The following is a 13,280-nucleotide window of genomic DNA, read 5'->3' as shown; positions in this document are numbered from 1 at the left end:
GCAAGATAATCGGGAAATAAAAAAGGGCACATACATAAAAATGATGTGCCCTTTAAAATTATATTTTTTATTTAAGGTTATTATTCTACTTCAATAGGATCTTGTTCTTGTAAAGACTCTCTGACTTGCTGTAATTGATACATATTATAGTATCTGCCTTTTTGTGAGAGTAACTTAGCATGATCGCCCTGCTCGACAATTGCACCACGATGAAGCACCACAATTTCATTGGCTTCAATAATAGTGGAGAGTCGATGAGCAATAATAATCAGTGTCGTTTTTTCTCTAACCACTTTTAACGCTTTCTGTATGGCTTGTTCTGTTCCTGAGTCAATATTTGCTGTTGCCTCATCCAGAATAAGAATACGAGGAGGTATTAATAGTACACGAGCCAATGCAAGTAACTGCTTTTGCCCAGCAGATAAGCGGCTACCTTGCTCACCAAGTTCTGTTTGTAGCCCTTCAGGTAATGCTTTAGCCCACTGATCAAGTTGTACTGTCTCTAGAACATGCCATAAATGTGACTCATCACATTCACGCCCTAATGTAATATTGTCATGCAGTGAACCTGACAATAAAACAGGATCTTGCTGCACCATCGCAATACCACTGCGCAATGCGGCGTGAGAGTACGCTTCTAACGGTTGATTATCTAAAAAGATACTCCCTTTTTGCCAAGGGTAATTTCCCATTAATAAACTAGCTAAAGTACTCTTTCCACTTCCTGTGTGCCCAACAAATGCGACAAAATGACGAGCAGGAATAGTTAAATTGATATCTTTTAATACCCATTGCTCATCACGATACGCAAACCAAAGAGAGCTAACGTCAATATTACCTTGGGTGATGGTGTGTGATGATGAACCGTAGCGCTGCAAAGGAGCATCCATTAGTTCAAAAACACGTTCACCAGAGACAACTGCCTGTTGTAAAATCGACTGCTGAGATGTAAGGGTGATCAAGGGTTCATTTAATCGACCTAAATAACTAATAAATGCATAAATAACCCCAACACCAATAACAGCACTGCCTTGATACCCAAACAGCATTAATAAACCACACAGAACCAACGCAGAGAGCATACTTAGTAAAGGACGTAATAACAGGCCATCAAGTTTTAACGCTTTCATACGTGCTTGGTAATGTTGCCAGCTGTCATCTGACATTCTTTCACCAAATCGAGCTTGTTGCCTAAATTGCTGAATAACTGACATGCCATTGATGACTTCATGGAAACCATCATTTATATTGGCGAGAAAATGACGCACATTACGAACTATCGGCGTACTAAGTCGCTGATAAAGCATCATTACACCAATAACTGCAGGGAAGATTGTCATCGCGATTAATGCCATTTGCCATTCTAATAAGAACATGGCGATCAGCATTACAACCACTAAAGCAACCGCTCGGAATAATGTTGGTAACACGTTCACAAACAAATCTTTAATCGTCTCAGTGTCATTTGTTACACGAGAAATTAATTGCCCTACAGGCTGATTATCAAAAGCACTTAATGGCTGTTTTAGTGCCGCACTCATTACATCAGTGCGTAATTGTTGTACAACCCCAACTGCCGCATGATTAAACACAATAGCTTGGTAATAGTGAAGTGTGGCAGCGATCACCTGTAAAAGGATGAAAGCTAACGCCAGGCCTAATGATGACATTAACTCCACATTATTTGTGGCAACTTTTGCATCAATAAAATAACCAACAATTAATGGGCCTCCCACTTCTGCAATGGCAGCTGCCCACAACATAATGACACCCCATGCCATAGGCTTGCGATAGTTTTTACCATAAGTCAAAAGACGCTTTAATGCAGGTAATAGCGCTTTAACGGATTTATTTTTATTCATCGTCATCCAGCGCGGCCTCTAATTGCTGATAATGGTACATATCTTGATACCAACCTGGTATTGAAATTAATTGCTGATGTGTACCTTGCTCTATAATCTCACCCTGTTTTAAAACTAAAATATTAGTAGCACCAACTAATGCAGATAAGCGATGAGCGCTAATAATTAACGTTCTGTCTTTTCGCCATTGCGACAAGTTTTGCAAAATTTGATATTCAGTCTGTCCATCAACAGCGGATAGAGCGTCATCTAATAATAAAATTTCAGCATCCAATAATAGTGCTCGAGCAATAGAAATACGCTGTTTTTGTCCACCAGATAACATCACGCCCTTTTCACCGACTTGTGTTTGATATCCTTCCGGTAAGCGTAAAATATCCTCATGAATATTTGCCAGTTTCGCAACAGACTCTATTTCTTCTTTTGTCGCATCAGGACGCCCTAAGGCAATATTTCCCGCGATGGTATCTGAAAATAGGAAAGGTGTTTGATTAACAACGGCCAATCGTGCTCGCCATTCATCAAGTTTCAATTGATAAATAGGTATAGATTGAAAACAAATCTCACCTTCAGTCACATCATAAAGTCGTTGAATAACAGAAAGTAATGTACTTTTTCCACTTCCAGTCATTCCACAAACACCCAACATTTCACCGGGTGATAATGTGAAATGAACATTTTTCAGTGTTTCTGTTGTTTGTTCGGGATATTGGAAACGTTTGATATCAACAGATAACACACCTCGACCTTGCTTTGGTGATAATTCACCATCAACCATATCGAGTTTTTCATCCAATAAACTATTAATCCGGCTATAAGCAGCACTACCACGCTCAACAATATTGAACATCCATGCTAATGCCAGCATTGGCCAGATCATTTGCCCCAAATACATTACAAAGCTAGTTAGTTCACCCAATGTCATTTTGCCATTAATAACAAAATAACTACCTCCAGCCACAGCGAGTAAATTAGCAAAACCAATAGCGATGAAAATAGTAGGATCAAATAGCGCATCAATTCGTGCAACACGCATATTTTGGCGTCCAGTTTCTTTTGCAACATCATCAAAACGAGAGGCATGCTGTTGCTCTAGTCCGAATGATTTGATCATGCGAATACTACTCAGGCTTTCTTGTGCTTGATTATTGAGTGAAGAGAAAAGTGCCTGTGCAGTTTTAAAGCGGCTGTGTAGTTTATCGCCATATCGCTTAATTAAAATTGCCATGATTGGCATAGGTAATAATGAAATTAATGTTAGTTCCCAACTTAACTGAATACTCATCATGACAAGCACAGCAAGCCCCATAACCATAGAATCCACTAAGGTCAATACACCTTCGCCCGCTGCAAAAACGACTTTATCAACATCATTGGTGGTACGTGCGATTAAATCACCTGTACGATAGCGGTGATAAAATGAAGAGGATTGCTGGTTAAGTTGTTGGTAAATTTGCATCCGCAGTTTCACTGCTAGTTGATAAGATGCACCAAATAACCAAAGACGCCAAAAATAACGTAAAAGATAAACTGCGAGGGCAATTAATACCATCACACCAATCCAATTCATTACTTGGCTAAATGTCAGACTATGGTTATCGACACCATCCACAATGATCCCAACAATTTTCGGGGGGATCACCTGTAATACTGCGATAACCATCAATAAGAAAATGGCACCTACATAACGACGCCATTCACTGAGAAAATACCAACTGAGCTGTGAAAATAGAGCCACGCCTTAAATCCTAAGGTTATACAAAAATAAAAGTGCCAGTTGGTAAAGATGAACCTTATTCAGGTATCGGCATTGCCGTTGTGTATTTAATTTTTTCCATTGCGAAGTTAGAAGTCACATCAATAAGACCCGGTACGCCATTAACCATACGCTTATAAAATAGGTCGTAACTTTTCATGTCTACTACTTCAACATGCATTAGATAATCACACTCACCCGCCATTCGATAGAATGTCAGTACTTCTGGCATTTGCTTAACAAATGAAACAAACTGTTCGTACCATTCGCTATTATGTTGCTGTGTTCTAATCATAACAATAACTGTTAGACCTAGCCCGATTTTTTCACTATCAAGCAGCGCAACGCGCTTACGAATATACCCTTCATCCTCTAGTCTTTTCAATCGTTTCCAGCAAGGTGTTGAGGTTAGGTTAACAGCCTCAGCCAAAGTATTCAGTGAGAGGCTTGAATCTTCCTGTAATAGCGCTAATAGTTTACGGTCAATCTTATCTAACATAGATACTCCTTCAAAATATGCCCCTACAAAAAATAATGATAACCTGCCCCTTACTATAAGAGTAATCATCTAATGATAAATCGGTAATAAATTGCCATAATATATGTACTTTTATGCGTACTAATCCTTATAGAAATTCAATATTCAGGAGTATTCTGATGAAAAAAACGGTCGTTGTCTTTAGTGGTGGACAAGATTCGACAACCTGCCTTATTCAAGCATTGGAAAAGTACGATGAAGTACATTGTATTACGTTTAATTATGGTCAACGCCATAAAGAAGAAATTGAGGTAGCACAAAAAGTTAGTCAATTACTGGGAGCAACTGCGCATAAAGTTTTAGATGTAAGTTTACTCAATGAACTCGCTATCAGTAGCCTAACTCGCGACAATATTCCTGTTCCTGATTTCAAAGAAAGTGAAGAAAGTGATATTCCTAGTACCTTCGTGCCAGGTAGAAATATCCTTTTCCTCACTTTAGCGGCAATTTACGCTTATCAAATTGGTGCAGAGAGTGTCATCACTGGTGTTTGTGAAACAGATTTCTCTGGTTACCCTGATTGTCGTGATGAATTTGTAAAAGCACTAAATCATGCTGTCAGCTTAGGTATTGCACGTGATATTAAATTTATCACACCATTAATGTGGTTAGATAAAGCTGAAACTTGGGCCCTTGCTGATTACTATAAGAAGTTAGATTTCGTTCGTCACGAAACCTTAACTTGCTATAACGGTATTCAAGGTGATGGCTGTGGTGAATGTGCAGCCTGCCATTTAAGACAACGAGGATTAAGCACTTACTTAGCCGATAAAACACCAATTATGCAGGCGATGAAACAGAAAGTAGGCCTTAAATCATCATAATTACTTTGCTTCCCCACCGTTCTATTTGCTCATGCAGTGATAATTCATCAAACATTATCACTGCATTAAATCATATTTGATTAGTCTAATAGCATTGAGTGAGAGATCTCTAATACTCTCTTTGTGTATTAGGATGATTGACGTACATACTCAAGCTTCTCTCTTAGCAGATCTGTTAATGTCAATGCTTTTTTGGTGTTAATGTCTACAAGAACAAACGTGATTAATGCATCAGAGATAAGTGCGCCGTCTTTTTTTCTCACGATCTTCTGAGAAAGTACGCCACTTTTAATCCCTACTTCAGCAACATCGCAATCAATCAGTAACTCATCACCTAAGCTTGCAGGTAAGCGATAATTAATATTGATATTAGCAACCACTAACGCCAAGCCATTGCGCTTAAACCAATCAAAATCTAAATGTTGCTCAATCCAATCCCATCGAGCTTGCTCTAAAAACTCAAGATAACGTGCATTATTCACATGTTCAAAAACATCTAAATGGAAGCCATAAACTTTAATTAATGTACTCATATCAATTTATTACCTCTTGATTATTCTTATAAACTTTTTATAAAGTTTTTTTGCGATACCATAAATATAGCCAAGAAAATAAATTTAGTAATTTCTGATATAGGTTTATTTCGTTTTCTTTCAGAACAGAAAACGCTAAGAAAACGTGTTTCTCTTATCAAAAAAATCAAAGAGAAACACGGGGATTTTCAATTAATATTCACGTTTCTGCTGTCACTTATGCTCAACATCGTATAAGAATGAATACCTTAATTAATAACGATAAAATCACGATTTTGATCAACTAACTTCATACCAATTCCAAAAACTTTTTCAAGTTCATCAATAGAGGTAAAACGCCCTAACTGCTCGCGATAATCAATAATGGCTTGCGCTTTCGCTTTTCCTATTCCTTTTAATCCCATTAGCTCATCTACTGTTGCCGTATTTAAATTAACTTTACCTTCTGTGTTAGCTTTATTTTCTTTAGCATCACGATCAACTGAGGTGTGAGTTTCGATAGAAACCGTTGGTGTTGAAGCCGGGGTTTCTTCTGCATAAGAGAGAGGAGAAAGACCTAATCCCAAAGCAAGGCAAATAGAGGCCATAAAACCTGATAACACTTTTTTATCCATCTTCATAATCATAATTTCCTTTTATTCAATAATTTCAAATTCGATGACATACAGAGATTTCTGAATGCAGAAGAAGAATGCCAATATATTGATCAATCAGCAATTACATAAAAATAAAACCTCGAGAAGTCACGAAAAATAAAAATGAATAAAAAAAGTATTACAAAAAATTGTCGGGCTCGCTCTCAAACATGAGTTTTTCGAGAGGCGGAGTTATTATTTACATTATCAAGGATAGCTGCCATAAAAAAACCCAGCTTTATGCTGGGTTTTCAATGTAATAATTCAAAATTGATTATTGATAATCTTTATCAAAAATTTCAATTTTAGCGTTATCTTTTAGATCACGTAACATGAGTTGTAACGCTTCTTCGCCCATCTGAGCACGATAGAGATTAGTCATAAACTCTAGTTGTTCAGATGTTGGTTTGCCATCTGTTACGCTGTCTAATTGAATGAGGACGACTTTAGTACCAGGTACATTAGTCATACCATACTCTTTTTTACCTTCAGCAGGTTTTGGCATAGAGAAAATAGCAGTTTGTACTACATCTGTTGCAGATGAATGAACAATGCTTTCTTCACTACCAAACGAAATATTAGCAGCTTTAAGTGCTTCTTCGCCTTTGCCTTCTTTCAATGCAGCTAAAAGTTTTTGAGCTTGTGCATTCATTGCTTGTGATGCTTTTTGCTGTTTAACCAGCATAACAACTTGATCGCGTACTTTATCTAATGGTTGACTTGCTGAGGGCTTATAACCTTCTACACGCATGATAAATGCACTGTCATTACCTAACGTCACCATATCTGAATTCATGCCTGTTGGGCCATTTTCATCCACTAATGAACCACCAAAAATTAACTGGGTGAGTTTTTCATTATTTAATGGTGCAGGAACTGTGTTTTCATCAAACCAATCAGTATTAACAACAGTTACATTGCCCGCTTTAGCGGCAGGCGCTAATGTGTCGTTGTCGTTAGACGCAGCTTGGCTCACTTTTTGTTGTAATGCGAAGAAATCATCAATTGCTTTATTTTCACGCATTTTAGCCAATAAATCTGTTTTCACTTCATCAAATGGTTTTACAACAGATTGTTTAACATCATCAAGGCGGAAAATTGCGTAACCATTGCTGATTTTAACAGGCTTAGAAATTTGGCCTTTTTCTGTCAAACTTGCATTAGCCAGCTCGGGTAATTCTTGTCCGATAGTTATCCAACCTAAAGAACCATTTTGTTTTTTAGAAAAACTATCAATAGATTTTTCTTTCACTAACGAAACAAAATCAGCGCCTTTTTTCAGCTCTTCTTCTGCCGCTTTAGCTGCTGCTTCATCTGCTAATACTAAGATGCTGTATTGTTTTTGTCCTGCAGCTGTGAATTCATCAATATTACTATCATAGTAAGCCTTCGCTTCTTCATCAGTAATGTTGATGTTATTAAAATCTTTTTGAGCATTTAATTGGATATAGCTAATTTTAAATTGCTCTGGCGCGATGAACATTTGGCTGTTTTGCTCATAGAACGCTTTCACTTCTTCATCAGAGGCCGTTTCTTTTTCAAGGAATGGCTGAATGTCTAATGATGCTAAGCGTACATTACGGCTTTGTAGCATTAAGCCTGCAAATTCTTTAACTTCACTATCTAAGGCAAAATCTGTACCTTGAATAGAAAATTTTAATTGCTGGTTGATAAGATTTTGACGAATACCTTCTGCAAAGGCATCTGCATCAATATTATTGCCTTTCAATAAATCGACATATTTTTTATTGTCAAATTTGCCGTCAGTTTGAAAGTAAGGAAGTGCAAAAATAGCATCTCTAATTTGCTGATCACCGGCTGAAATACCCAGATTTTGTGCAAATTGATCAAGTAATGCTTGGTTGATCAGCATATCAAGCGCTTGTTGGCGAATAAGTTTCTGACCTTCTTCCGATGAAGCAAGAGCAGCAAAATTTTCCCCCATATCTTGTTGTAATTGAGCTCGACGTTGCTGATAAGTTTGCTCTAATTGAGAACGGCTAATTTTATATCCGTTAACTTCAGCAGCATCATTAACGCCCGAACTAAAGAGATATCCGCCCACACCAGTTAGGACGAAGGAGAGGATGATCACAGCTAATAATATCTTTATAAATGGATTATTAGCAGTGGAACGAATGTTGTCCATCATAACGAGACGAGGCTCCGTTTGGTGAAATAAAAATTATTTTTATGGGTGTTACACGACTATTTTGAGCACAGCGAAAAGATAATATGCCCATGCTGGCTTAATATCAAAATGTCGCGACACGCGACAATCATTAAAAACAGCCAGTCCCGTATTAATGCGCAGTCTTAACACGCACTTTCTATAACTAAGAAAAACTAAACAGCATTATTTGATTCATTGATTACGATAACCATTTAACTCATCACTGAATCATTCATTGTTGTCTATTTCAGTTATAGAACAACGCGTCATTCTATCAAATGACTACTTCAGTTTCACGTCTTATCGCCAGAGAATACAAGGTTTAATCGTGATTTATAACCTAAAAAAAAGAAAAGCGCATCTCAAAAAGATGCGCTCCATTTTTTAATTGAGTCGTTTTCTGTTTATCCATAACGTTAAGCTAATAACACATTGGCAGAAAATAAGTTCAACTATTATTGATTAACTGCGTCTTTTAAGCCTTTACCTGCACGGAATGCAGGAACTTTTGCAGCTTCAATTTGGATCTCTTTACCTGTTTGTGGGTTACGGCCTGTACGAGCTGCACGGTCACGTACAGTGAAAGTACCGAAACCTACTAATGCTACATCATCACCTTTTTGTAAAGATTCAGTGATAGAAGCAACCAGAGCATCTACAACACGACCTGCTGCCGCTTTTGAGATATCTGCATTTGCAGCAATTTTGTCGATCAGTTGAGTTTTATTCACGCTTTCATCCCCATAATTTTATGCGTTATTTTTCACCATTAATGGCAAATTTTGCAAACGTCGTTATATCAAGCCTTTTTAGATATAGCAAGACCGATAAAACAGCATTTTTAATTAAAATCCCAATTAAATTAGCGACACAAAAAAAGGCTGGCAAGCTTTTATTACTTACCCAGCCTTTTTTTTAGCTATAATTTATGACTAACATCACTCTTTAGTGTGATTTATCAGTCACAACTTCCATGCCAAACGGCGAATTTTGCAGGGCTAGCGATAAAACTTCCTCAATTGTTTTCACTGGGTGAATATCCAGATCAGCAACAATATTTTCAGGAATTTCTTCTAAATCACGTTTATTTTCATCTGGGATAAGAACTGTCTTAATTCCACCACGATGTGCAGCAAGTAACTTTTCTTTCAGTCCGCCAATTGGCAATACTTGTCCGCGTAACGTAATTTCACCCGTCATTGCAACATCCGAACGTACAGGGTTACCTGTTAGGCTTGATACCAATGCAGTACACATTGCGATACCTGCACTTGGACCATCTTTTGGTGTTGCACCTTCAGGAACGTGTACGTGCATATCACGTTTTTCATAGAAATCGCCATTAATACCAAGTTTATCAGCACGAGCACGAACCACTGTCATTGCCGCTTGAATAGACTCTTGCATCACTTCACCTAAAGAGCCAGTGAATGTTAGCTTGCCTTTACCTGGTACACTTGCTGTTTCAATAGTCAGTAGATCACCACCAACTTCTGTCCATGCAAGTCCTGTTACCATGCCCACTCGGTTTTCAGTATCAGCACGACCATAGTCAACTTTACGAACACCTAAGTAGTCTTTGAGATTATCTTCGTTAATCTCAATATGTTTGATTGTGCTATCCATTAACAGTTGTTTTACTGCTTTACGGCATAATTTAGAAATTTCACGTTCTAAACTACGTACACCTGCTTCACGCGTGTAATAACGAATAATGCCCATAATTGCGCTGTCATGGATTGTCAGCTCACTTGGTTTTAGCGCATTACGTTCAATCTGTTTTGGTAACAAATGTTGCTTAGCAATATTCAGTTTTTCGTCTTCGGTATAACCAGATAAACGAATAACTTCCATACGATCTAACAATGGTGCTGGTATATTCATGGAGTTAGATGTCGCCACGAACATAACATCAGACAGATCGTAATCAACCTCCAGATAATGGTCGTTAAATGCGATGTTTTGTTCTGGATCTAACACCTCTAACAGTGCAGAAGCCGGGTCGCCTCGCATATCTGATGACATCTTATCAATTTCATCTAACAGGAAAAGTGGATTTTTGACGCCAACTTTTGCCATTTTCTGAATTAATTTACCTGGCATAGAACCAATGTAAGTACGACGGTGACCGCGAATTTCAGCTTCATCACGTACACCACCTAACGCCATACGAACATATTTACGGCCTGTTGCTTTAGCAATAGATTGACCCAGTGAGGTTTTACCTACACCTGGAGGCCCAACTAAGCACAGAATTGGTCCTTTAATTTTGCTAACGCGAGATTGTACCGCGAGATATTCAAGGATACGCTCTTTAACACGTTCTAAGCCGTAATGGTCAGTATCAAGAACTTCTTGTGCTTTCACTAAGTCTTTTTTAACTTTGCTACGGCTATTCCAAGGAACTTGAACCATCCAATCAATATAACTACGTACAACCGTGGCTTCTGCTGACATTGGCGACATCATTTTTAATTTCTGAAGTTCCGCTTCTGTCTTCTCTTTTGCCTCTTTTGGCATTTTTGCAGCGTCGATTTTACGTTTCAGCGATTCCATTTCATCAGGTGCATCATCCATCTCACCTAATTCTTTTTGAATCGCTTTCATTTGCTCGTTGAGATAATACTCACGCTGACTCTTTTCCATCTGCTTTTTAACGCGGTTACGAATGCGTTTTTCAACTTGTAGCAGATCGATTTCTGATTCCATCATCGCCATTAAATATTCAAGGCGTTCTGTAACATCAGACATTTCAAGTACAGCTTGCTTATCTTTTAATTTCAGCGGCATATGAGAAGCAATGGTGTCTGCTAATTTCGCTGATTCTTCGATAGCATGTAATGAGGTTAATACCTCTGGCGGAATTTTTTTATTCAGTTTGATGTAACCTTCAAACTGATTAATCGTTGTACGATTTAAGACTTCCTGTTCGCGCTCATCAACTGCTGGCGTTTCAAGGTATTCTGCTTTCGCCTGAAAGTATTCACCATTATCAGATAACGTCGTAATTTTGGCACGACGAATACCTTCAACAAGTACTTTCACTGTTCCATCAGGCAGTTTTAGCATCTGTAAAACAGAGGCAACTGTACCAACAGAAAAAAGATCATTAACACCTGGTTCGTCAGTAGATGCATCTTTCTGCGCAACCAGCATAATTTGTTTGTTGTCGTTCATCGCAGCTTCTAAGCAATGAATAGATTTTTCACGACCAACGAACAACGGGATCACCATATGCGGATATACAACGACATCACGTAATGGCAATACAGGTATTTCAATACGTTCTGGACGCTCAGGATTCATAGAGCTCTCTCTTCGTTTTTAGCTTAACGCTTTTACAGGTAATTTTATTCGCATGTCACCAAATAAAATTAATTCCACGGATTGTCAAAATATATAAGGGCACTTTTCTGACATTCAATAGCATTACCCATTAAAAAAACAAAATGAGGGAAAATTCCCTCATTTTTATTGCGCTGGCGCGCTTTATCTTAAATTTCTCTCTTATTTTGAGAGAAAACTAGATAATGTCAGATAAGAGACATTGCCAAATTATGATGCATTATTCACCTGAAGCCTGATTTTCTGGTTGGCTATAAATAACCAGTGGCTCAGATTTTCCATTAATAACACCTTCATCAATGACCACTTTTTCTGCATTTTCAAATGAAGGAAGGTCATACATCGTATCAAGTAATGCTGCTTCAACAATCGAACGTAAACCACGCGCACCTGTTTTACGTACCATAGCTTTTTTCGCAATTGCAGTCAGCGCTTCCTTACGGAATTCTAAATCCACACCTTCTAATTTAAATAATGCCTGATATTGCTTAGTCAGTGCATTCTTAGGTTCTTGTAAGATTTGGATTAATGCTTCTTCGTTTAACTCGCCTAGCGTTGCAACAACAGGTAAACGACCAATAAATTCAGGGATAAGACCAAATTTAATCAGATCTTCTGGCTCAACTTGGGCTAATAATTCACCTTCGCTAGCTTTCTCTTTTTGGCTTTTAACTTCTGCGCCAAAACCAATACCTGAATGTGTATTTAAACGCTGCGCAACAACTTTATCGAGCCCTGCAAATGCACCACCACAGATAAAGAGGATCTTAGAAGTATCTACTTGTAAAAACTCTTGTTGTGGGTGCTTACGTCCACCTTGAGGAGGAACAGAAGCCACAGTGCCTTCAACTAATTTCAATAATGCTTGCTGTACACCTTCACCAGACACATCACGAGTGATTGATGGGTTTTCAGATTTACGAGTGATCTTGTCAATTTCATCAATATAAACAATACCACGTTGTGCTTTTTGCACATCGTAATCGCATTTTTGTAGCAGTTTTTGAATGATATTTTCAACATCTTCACCCACATAACCCGCTTCTGTCAGCGTTGTGGCATCTGCCATAGTAAAAGGAACATCAAGGTAGCGTGCTAATGTCTCTGCTAATAACGTTTTACCGCTACCAGTAGGGCCAATCAGCAAAATATTACTTTTCCCTAGCTCAACACCATTGGCTTTATCGCCATTACGCAGGCGTTTATAATGGTTATAAACGGCAACAGCCAAAACTTTTTTAGCCAATTCCTGACCGATAACATAGTCATCAAGGTGCTTACGGATTTCATGTGGCGTTGGCAATTCACTGCGTTCATGATGAGGTGCCAGTTCTTTTATTTCCTCACGAATGATATCAACACAAAGATCGACACATTCATCACAGATATAAACCGACGGACCAGCGATCAATTTTTTCACTTCATGCTGGCTTTTACCGCAGAAAGAGCAATACAGAAGCTTCCCTGAGCTATCTTTGCGCTTATCTGTCATCAGTCAACCTCACTTAGTTATTCCTCTTATCATTTATAAGAAGAAGAAAGTCTTTTTACATAAATATTGATAGCCGCTTCCTTTGCATTATTGACCAACAAAGGAAACGTATTAATTCAGTT

Annotated in this window: 10 protein-coding genes; 1 reads left to right on the top strand and 9 read right to left on the bottom strand. The window is 38.1% G+C overall.

Annotation, left to right across the window (positions count from 1 at the left end):
• Positions 1-80: 80 nt before the first annotated feature.
• Genes GWJ01_RS13635 through GWJ01_RS13625 form a run of 3 tightly spaced genes read right to left on the bottom strand, consistent with a single transcriptional unit; the run spans position 81 to position 4,117 of the window.
• Positions 81-1,868, bottom strand: a complete 1,788-nt coding sequence (locus tag GWJ01_RS13635; RefSeq protein ID WP_109401299.1) for a SmdB family multidrug efflux ABC transporter permease/ATP-binding protein — start codon at positions 1,866-1,868, stop codon at positions 81-83.
• On the bottom strand, positions 1,855-3,600 hold the full coding sequence (locus GWJ01_RS13630; protein ID WP_109401300.1) for a SmdA family multidrug ABC transporter permease/ATP-binding protein: 1,746 nt from the start codon (positions 3,598-3,600) through the stop codon (positions 1,855-1,857). Before GWJ01_RS13630 ends, GWJ01_RS13635 begins: the two co-directional genes overlap by 14 nt.
• Positions 3,601-3,655: 55 nt before the next feature.
• Positions 3,656-4,117: an Lrp/AsnC family transcriptional regulator gene (locus tag GWJ01_RS13625; protein WP_036911686.1), complete on the bottom strand. Its 462-nt coding sequence runs from the start codon at positions 4,115-4,117 to the stop codon at positions 3,656-3,658.
• A gap of 158 nt (positions 4,118-4,275) precedes the next feature.
• On the opposite strand from GWJ01_RS13625, the gene queC reads away from it, so the two are divergent.
• Entirely contained in the window at positions 4,276-4,980 is a 705-nt protein-coding gene (queC, locus tag GWJ01_RS13620; protein WP_109401301.1) for a 7-cyano-7-deazaguanine synthase QueC, read from the top strand.
• 128 nt (positions 4,981-5,108) lie between these two features.
• On the opposite strand, the gene GWJ01_RS13615 is transcribed toward queC, so the two are convergent.
• The 6 genes from GWJ01_RS13615 to clpX form a co-directional block, all read right to left on the bottom strand.
• The gene (locus GWJ01_RS13615; protein ID WP_161711197.1) at positions 5,109-5,513 is read right to left on the bottom strand and encodes an acyl-CoA thioesterase; all 405 of its coding nucleotides are present in this window, start codon (positions 5,511-5,513) and stop codon (positions 5,109-5,111) included.
• Between the two features lie 248 nt (positions 5,514-5,761).
• Positions 5,762-6,133 carry a ComEA family DNA-binding protein gene (locus GWJ01_RS13610; RefSeq protein WP_227003097.1) on the bottom strand — a complete coding sequence of 124 codons (372 nt, stop codon included), beginning with the start codon at positions 6,131-6,133 and terminating at the stop codon, positions 5,762-5,764.
• A 289-nt stretch (positions 6,134-6,422) separates the two neighbouring features.
• On the bottom strand, positions 6,423-8,300 hold the full coding sequence (gene ppiD / locus GWJ01_RS13605) for a peptidylprolyl isomerase (protein WP_161711196.1): 1,878 nt from the start codon (positions 8,298-8,300) through the stop codon (positions 6,423-6,425).
• Positions 8,301-8,776: 476 nt separating this feature from the next.
• Positions 8,777-9,052: a nucleoid-associated protein HU-beta gene (hupB, locus tag GWJ01_RS13600; RefSeq protein ID WP_036911695.1), complete on the bottom strand. Its 276-nt coding sequence runs from the start codon at positions 9,050-9,052 to the stop codon at positions 8,777-8,779.
• Positions 9,053-9,266: 214 nt separating this feature from the next.
• Complete coding sequence (gene lon / locus GWJ01_RS13595) at positions 9,267-11,627, bottom strand: endopeptidase La (RefSeq protein ID WP_075671981.1); 2,361 nt, start codon at positions 11,625-11,627, stop codon at positions 9,267-9,269.
• A 259-nt stretch (positions 11,628-11,886) separates the two neighbouring features.
• Entirely contained in the window at positions 11,887-13,158 is a 1,272-nt protein-coding gene (gene clpX, locus GWJ01_RS13590; protein ID WP_006535087.1) for an ATP-dependent protease ATP-binding subunit ClpX, read from the bottom strand.
• Between the last annotated feature and the right edge of the window lie 122 nt (positions 13,159-13,280).

It is taken from the genome of Proteus sp. G2618, assembly GCF_009915995.1.
Taxonomy (GTDB): Bacteria; Pseudomonadota; Gammaproteobacteria; order Enterobacterales; family Enterobacteriaceae; genus Proteus; species Proteus terrae.
This window is presented reverse-complemented; position numbering and strand designations above follow the sequence as displayed.

Excerpts from the sequence above, each read along its gene's own strand:
- GWJ01_RS13615 (WP_161711197.1), bottom strand. The coding sequence starts at position 5,513 with ATGAGTACATTAATTAAAGTTTATGGCTTCCATTTAGATGTTTTTGAA.
- clpX (WP_006535087.1), bottom strand. The coding sequence starts at position 13,158 with ATGACAGATAAGCGCAAAGATAGCTCAGGGAAGCTTCTGTATTGCTCT.
- GWJ01_RS13625 (WP_036911686.1), bottom strand. The coding sequence starts at position 4,117 with ATGTTAGATAAGATTGACCGTAAACTATTAGCGCTATTACAGGAAGAT.
- GWJ01_RS13635 (WP_109401299.1), bottom strand. The coding sequence starts at position 1,868 with ATGACGATGAATAAAAATAAATCCGTTAAAGCGCTATTACCTGCATTA.
- GWJ01_RS13610 (WP_227003097.1), bottom strand. The coding sequence starts at position 6,133 with ATGAAGATGGATAAAAAAGTGTTATCAGGTTTTATGGCCTCTATTTGC.
- lon (WP_075671981.1), bottom strand. The coding sequence starts at position 11,627 with ATGAATCCTGAGCGTCCAGAACGTATTGAAATACCTGTATTGCCATTA.
- queC (WP_109401301.1), top strand. The coding sequence starts at position 4,276 with ATGAAAAAAACGGTCGTTGTCTTTAGTGGTGGACAAGATTCGACAACC.
- ppiD (WP_161711196.1), bottom strand. The coding sequence starts at position 8,300 with ATGATGGACAACATTCGTTCCACTGCTAATAATCCATTTATAAAGATA.